Source organism: Methyloceanibacter sp., from assembly GCF_050999895.1.
Lineage (GTDB): Bacteria > Pseudomonadota > Alphaproteobacteria > Rhizobiales > Methyloligellaceae > Methyloceanibacter.
In genome coordinates this window covers 1-6,337 of sequence record NZ_JBPCOU010000017.1, presented here as the reverse complement: position 1 = coordinate 6,337, position 6,337 = coordinate 1, and the positions used below count along the sequence as shown (strand labels likewise).

Sequence of the window (6,337 nt, the reverse complement as noted above, 5' to 3'; positions counted from 1 at the left end):
TGATCCAGGTCAAGACGGAATGGAACAACAAGCGCAACTGGAACAACAAGAACAATTGGAACAATAACAAAAACTGGAGCAACAACCGGGGCAGGAAGGGCAATTGGAAATACGGCAAGAGGAACTACAACAACAGAAACTTCTACGCCGGCCGTAGCTACAACTACCGCTACAGCGCCCGGCCCTATGGGTTGCGGGGCCGCGGTTGCATCCTGGCCGGCCCGATTTGGCTCTGCCCGTAACAGCGTTTGGATTCTGAATTGAGGGACGGCAGGCGAAAGTCTGCCGTCCTTTTTTGTCCCACGCCGCGAACTCGCGCGCCTATGGCTTGGCGAGCGCGCCGAACAAGGTGTAATACCCCTTGGTGCCTTGCATCACGAGCGTCCAATGCGTGAAGTCGGCCGCCGACGTGCAGGAATTGCCGCGGCCTTGCAGGATCAGCGTCAGGAGCGGCTTGCCCTCGCTGCCGGTGTTGAAGACGCCGGCGCCCGTCACCCGCCCCGTCAGCTTCCATTCCTTATAGAGGGTTGGCTCGGTGCCTTGACCCGGACTGTCGCGTGGATCGACCTCGAAGATGGTGATCTTGTCAGGCACTGCGAGGGTCAGCGTGCCTTCGTGGCCCGCCTCGTCGCGAAGCGCGAATTTTGCGTGGCCGTTCTCCCATTTCACGTCGACGTCGTAGCGTTCCGACGGCGTTGCGATGCCCTGGACGATCTCGACGCCGGCCTCGCCGACATAAAGCTCCGCGCTTTTCGCGAACCGCAGCGACTCAATCTCGTCACGCCGGCCGGAATCGAGCTGCACGACCTCGACATAGCGCTGCCCCGGATTGGTGCAGCAGGCGCATGCAAAAGCCGCGTCTGCAAAGGCAACGGACGCGAGAGCGACCGCCGTTAGCTGAAACACGCAGCGGATGAGCTTAAGCATCGTCCTCGACTTCGGTCTCGGGCCGGTCATCGCCCGCCTCGAGTTCTTCATGCCACTTGCCGTCTGCGGTTTCATATTCGATGCCCGTGGTCTCGCCGGGAACGCGCTGCTCGGCCGCCGCCAGCTTCGCCGCGGCGAGCGCTCCATCATGCGAGGGAAAGGTCTCGGAGAACACATCGCCGACCTTGTAAGCCCAGCCGTCTTCATGCTGCACAATTCTATAGGTGACCTTGACCATCGTTCTCTGTCCTTTTCGCTGCCCCGCTTCTCGGCTCGCGGGTTTTAGCCCCTGACTGCCCAAACGGCCAGTCGACCACGCCTGCTGCAAAGAGCGCCCACCACACAAGGATTGGCTGCAAGATAAGGCGTGGCCCGTGATACCACCAACTTTCCGGCAGCGGCGGTACCGGCACGCCTTCGAAAGCATGTTTGAGGTTGGCCGGAAACACGCACGCCGCATAGACCGCGAGGGCGAGCCCGGCCCACCAACGGAAGCGTCGCGTGAGCAAGCCAAGCGCACCGGCAATCTCGCACAGCCCGGTCGCTAGGATCACCTCACGCGGAAAGGGCACGGCGTCCGGAACGATGGGCAGAAAGCGATCGGGGATCAGCAGATGACCGATGCCGCCGATGAGGTAGAAGGCCGCGAGGATGACGCGCATCGCGCGGCGGGCCCGCCGCTGGGTCGGGAGATCTGTCACATCTGCATAGTCGCGCCACGCCCTAACGGTTCCAACCCGGCATCCAGGACCGGAGCACACGACCGCGACGCGAACCGGCACAGATCCGCTTCAGCAGGGAGAGCTACCGGACCTCATGTTATGGTCGCCTATGCCGCTGCGCGAGGCACGCGGTCGGCAAGCCAGGCTTCATTGGGCCACCAGGCATGATCGATGCCGCAATGCGGGCAAGTTGTGTAGACCATGACGTCGGGAATAACTCGGAAGCTGTCGGGGTCGGTCTCTATTCCCGTCGGCACTTCCTGCCCGGTGCGCGGGCATCTCATTACTAACATTGACATGACACTTCTCTTCACTGATCCGGAGGAATGACAGTGCTGAGCATAAAAGGACTGGAGCGGAAAGCTGGTCAAAATTGCTCAGTCAGGAAATTAGCCTCATCTTTTCCGCCGCGGATTGCCGGGTTGTCATGCAAGACCACGTTCAGCAAGGAATGGTGGACCTGCGATTGTCCGTTCCCATGAGATGAAGCCAAGTTTATGAAAGTTGTTCGTGAAACGACTCAGGCGCGAAGTGCCGGCCATCTCGACAAGCGCTTCGAATCGACCAACCCGCGTAAGACTCAGCGATACAGATCGGCGCGGGTCGGCGGCAGCGGTGACGGCCCCTTGGCCTGCTTGCTGACGAGCGTCTGGTAGATGCGCAGCGTGCCCCGCGTGAAGGCGAGCGACACGCCGGCGAGATAGGCAAGCCAGAGCCGCACCACCTCGGGCCCGACCATCGCCTCGGCCTCCTCGCGCCGCCCCGTCAGGCGCTCGCACCAGGCCCGCGTGGTGAGCGCGTAATGGCGGCGCCAGTTCTCAACGTCCTGCACTTCGAAGCCGTTGATCTCCATCTCCTGCACGGTATGGCCGATATCGTCGAGCTCGCCACCGGGAAAGATGTAGCGCATGATCGCGCGCTGCTCCGGTCGGCTGCCGAGACGCGTCTGCTTGCGCTTGGCGCGGCGCGAGATCGCGTGATTGAGAAAGAGCCCGCCGTCGGCGAGCAGCGAGCGCACCTTGGTCAAATAGACGGGGATATTGGCAAGACCGATATGCTCGTACATGCCGATCGAGGCGATCTTGTCGTATTGGCCCTCGACAAGCGCGTAGTCCCTCAGCTCCACCGTGACCTTGCCACTCAGGCCTTCGGCCGCGATCTTGTCACGCGCGAAGGCGAGTTGGGTCTCCGACATGGTGATGCCATGCGCGGTGACGCCGAAATTTTTTGCGGCATAGGAGACGAGGCCGCCCCATCCGCAGCCGATATCGAGCATGCGTTCGCCCGGCTTCAGCCTGAGCTTGCGGCAGATCATCTCGAGCTTATCCCGTTGCGCCTGATCCACCGTGCCCGTCCAGTCTGTGAAATAAGCGCAGGAATATTGCATCTCGGGGTCGAGGAAGAGCGCGTAGAATTCGTTGGAAACATCGTAGTGGAACTGCACGAAGCCGCGGTTCTCCTCAGGCGCGCGGCCGCGACCGGTCTCGTCGCCGGCATAGTCGCGGCTGCGGCCCGGCCTGTCGGCGGGGGCGAACAGGAACGGCAGGAGGGCGGCGGCGAGCTTGCGCTTGCTCAACCCTTTCAGGCGGTTGCGCGTACTCTTTTGCTGAAGCTGCAATCCGAGATCGATCAGCGTGCCGCCTTCGAGCCCAACGCGTCCCTTGGCGTAGAGGCGGATGAGGCGGTCGAGCGTCGGCCGACGCAGCATCGAGGTGACGACGCCCGGCCCCGCGATGGTGAAAATGAGCGGGCCCGTCACGTTGCGGCCGAGCGGCACGCGGCTCCCGTCCCACAGCATCACCGAAACATCGATATCGAGCGCTTCGCCGATCTCGGCGATGAGCCGGCGCGCGGCCGCGAGTTGCTTTACGCTCTTGCTGTCGGCTCTCGCATCCATGCGTCTGCCTTATCGTGCTTTCGCCGCACCGAAGCATAGGTATGTGGGGAGCCGCAAGCGGCGTCGGAGCCGGCGGCACGTTAGCCCGCGAGCACGCCTGTCTCACGGCGGCCCTGCGCGGCGGACTCCCGCACGCACTCGGCGAGCGAGGCGAAAACAGAGCGGCTGACGACGGCCTTGGTCTGAAAGCCCTCGCGCGCCATCAGCTCACGGTGCAATTCCGGTAGCCGGTAGAACGGCACGCTCGGATACCAGTGATGCTCGATGTGGTAACCGATATTGCGAGGCAAGATGAAGATGGACTCGAGCCGCGTCGGCACCGTGGTGCGGGTGACCGCGTACTCTTCCTCGTCGCTTTCGACGGCGCTGTGCTCGCAGATGAGCCGGATATACTGGGCGGCGATATGCCAAGTGCAATACGGCACGATCCAACACAGCAGGAATGCGTACCAGGCGCCGAAAAAGGTCAGGGCTCCCGCGGCCGATCCATAGAACACGAGCTTCGCAGCGAGCATCCAATGCGGCGACGGCACGAGAAACGAGCCGACCACGCCACGCACGATCCAGAACATGCCGGTGAGGAAGGCGGCGCGGCGCAAGAGCACGAGCGCCAAGCCCGTCTTCGTCTTTGGAAACTGCCAGTCTGGTGCAAGCTCCCCTGCGGCGTCGTGCGTGCGCCAGATATGGCGATTCCCGTCATCAGGAAGATTCGTATATTGGTGGTGCGTGCCGTGAAACTTGCGGAAGCCCTCGACCGAGGCGAACATCGGCCACATCAGGAACAGGTTCGCAAACAGGTCATTCTGCCAGCGCGTCGGCAGAATGCGGTAATGCGAGGCGTCGTGTCCGAGGATCATCAGCGCGTGCTGGCGCGCGCCGATAAACACGACCGCGATCAGATAAACTATCGGGTGCCAGAAAGTCGCGCACAGAGCGATCGCCGCGCCAATCGCGACCCATTCGCCGGCGGTCGCCGCGACCGCTTTCGCGGGCTGCAACTGAGAGAGTTCTTTGATCTTCGCCGGCGGCAGCCTCTCCGGGATGGTGCGGCTCGTGTTGTGCGGATGTTTGACGACAGGGTTTACGGAGATGTCTTCCAACGGATTTTCGGCCCGGAGGAAGGCGACCACTCTGCTAAGCTTTGCGACGTCGGGCATCGGTCCCCTTATCTGGTATGGCAGAACAAGTCCCGTAATCTAGCCGCGTGGCCATTCTTGGGCAATCACGAAGGTTTCCGCGTTGCTTGGGGGCCGCTCATCCTGCCGCGCAGATGCGTCGCGTCGTCCAATCGCGCTTCGAGGACAATGTCTAGCCGCGCGGCGGGCGGCGCCGCTCGCTGAACCATGCGCGATATTCCGTCATCTTCGCACGCTGCGCGGCCGGCGCATTCCGCTTGCACGTCGCGTCTTCCTCGCTGTTATCGGGCGCGCCCCAGCGCAGCTCGACGCAGTCGTTGATGTTGTAGGCCATCTCGAGCGCCGCCGTGCGGTCGAGCACATCCTTGAGCGCGAGCGTCCATTGCGAGCCGTCGCTGCGCGCATAGGAAAACTGGCGCGCAGCAAGCTCCGAGGCGAGCATTGTCTCCAATTCGGCCTTGACCTCGGCTACGCTCTTGTCCTTCGGCATGTCGTAGCGCTCGGGCCGCCGCGCGACGCGATCCGGCAAGCCGCGCACCACGTCGATTGCGATTAAGAGACGCAAATCGCGTGACGGCGTGGCGAAGTCCTCCCAAGTGCCGGTGGTCTCGAAGATGGACGCGCCGTCGGGCATATCCACCTCGCCGCCCCCGCCGACTTGATACTTGCGCCCGTTTTCCACCGAGACCACGCGGGCGTTGACCTGCTCCTCGAGCGACGTCACCACCTCCTTCATCGCGCGCACGGGATCGAGCGGGTCAGGCGACATTACGTCGTCCATGCGATCGTAAAAGTCTTCCACACTGAGCTTCGACTGATCGAGCGAATAGTCACCGTAGTCCGCGTCTTTCGCGATCTCGTCGTTGGTCAGCCGCCGCAAACCGCCATTCTTCTCGCGCACGATCGGGCGGAAGCGCTTGAATCCGGGATCGCCGAGCGCGGGGTCCTGCGCGAACAGGAAATTGCCGCGCCAAAAACGCTTCCGCGCGACCGTCCCGTCGGGCTGGCCGTCCACGGCGAGGAAAACGCCCGCCCCCTCGCCCGACTGCGCCACGCGCTTCACGAGGACGAGGACGTGCCCGTAAGGATCGGCGTAGATCGTGCCGGGACGGAGTGCATCCTGACTGAGGGGCACCGGATAATAATCGGTGTCGTGGTCGTCTGCCGCCGTTCGCCCATTGCCGGAATGCACGCCGTTGGCGATCGTCGTGCGCAGATAATAGCCGAATCCGGGCACAAGCCCCGGCGGCCTGGTCGGAAGCTTTGGCACAGGCGCCATGACGGGCGTCGGCGTGGGCGGTGCAAAAAGGCCGAACAGACTGCCAGCCGGAGCCGGCGCGATCTTCGGCACTAACGGTGGTTGCGGCGGCTCCTCGTTCGCGATGTTCCACCACTGCGAACATTTCGGCGCCCGGCCGCCGTCGCCGCGCGAGCACTTCGCGTAGCCGAAGGGCAGCCCCATTTTGAAGGCGAAATAGGCGCGCAGGAAATACGGAACATCGGCGCAGTCGGGCCGGATGACGAGGCCTTTCTCGTCCTCGCGCAAACCCAAATGATTGAACAGCACATTGCGCGAACGGTCGCGCGGCAATCCCCGCAGCTTAGGCCACGACGGAAGGATCTCGAGACGCGGGTCCCACAGCTGCTAGGCCCCA

At 63.0% G+C, this 6,337-nt stretch carries 6 protein-coding genes and 2 pseudogenes; 1 reads left to right on the top strand and 7 read right to left on the bottom strand.

The window, feature by feature from the left end; translation table 11 throughout:
- Nucleotides 1–242 (top strand): annotated as a pseudogene (locus tag ACR2J1_RS01475) (hypothetical protein); the annotation flags it as partial.
- Nucleotides 243–321: 79 nt separating this feature from the next.
- Here ACR2J1_RS01475 and ACR2J1_RS01470 read toward each other — a convergent pair.
- The 7 genes and pseudogenes from ACR2J1_RS01470 to ACR2J1_RS01440 all read right to left on the bottom strand — a co-directional run.
- Complete coding sequence (locus ACR2J1_RS01470; protein ID WP_434017583.1) at nt 322–927, bottom strand: hypothetical protein; 606 nt, start codon at nt 925–927, stop codon at nt 322–324.
- Nucleotides 920–1,165 carry a hypothetical protein gene (locus ACR2J1_RS01465; RefSeq protein WP_434017582.1) on the bottom strand — a complete coding sequence of 82 codons (246 nt, stop codon included), beginning with the start codon at nt 1,163–1,165 and terminating at the stop codon, nt 920–922. The genes ACR2J1_RS01470 and ACR2J1_RS01465 overlap by 8 nt, the downstream gene beginning before the upstream one ends.
- The gene (locus ACR2J1_RS01460) at nt 1,146–1,589 is read right to left on the bottom strand and encodes a DoxX family protein (protein ID WP_434017584.1); all 444 of its coding nucleotides are present in this window, start codon (nt 1,587–1,589) and stop codon (nt 1,146–1,148) included. Before ACR2J1_RS01460 ends, ACR2J1_RS01465 begins: the two co-directional genes overlap by 20 nt.
- A gap of 167 nt (nt 1,590–1,756) precedes the next feature.
- The gene (locus ACR2J1_RS01455; RefSeq protein WP_434017581.1) at nt 1,757–1,948 is read right to left on the bottom strand and encodes a hypothetical protein; all 192 of its coding nucleotides are present in this window, start codon (nt 1,946–1,948) and stop codon (nt 1,757–1,759) included.
- Between the two features lie 281 nt (nt 1,949–2,229).
- Nucleotides 2,230–3,546: a class I SAM-dependent methyltransferase gene (locus tag ACR2J1_RS01450; RefSeq protein ID WP_434017580.1), complete on the bottom strand. Its 1,317-nt coding sequence runs from the start codon at nt 3,544–3,546 to the stop codon at nt 2,230–2,232.
- An 80-nt stretch (nt 3,547–3,626) separates the two neighbouring features.
- Complete coding sequence (locus tag ACR2J1_RS01445) at nt 3,627–4,703, bottom strand: fatty acid desaturase family protein (RefSeq protein ID WP_434017578.1); 1,077 nt, start codon at nt 4,701–4,703, stop codon at nt 3,627–3,629.
- A gap of 151 nt (nt 4,704–4,854) precedes the next feature.
- Nucleotides 4,855–6,303: pseudogene (locus ACR2J1_RS01440) on the bottom strand (hypothetical protein); the annotation flags it as partial.
- Nucleotides 6,304–6,337 lie beyond the last annotated feature (34 nt).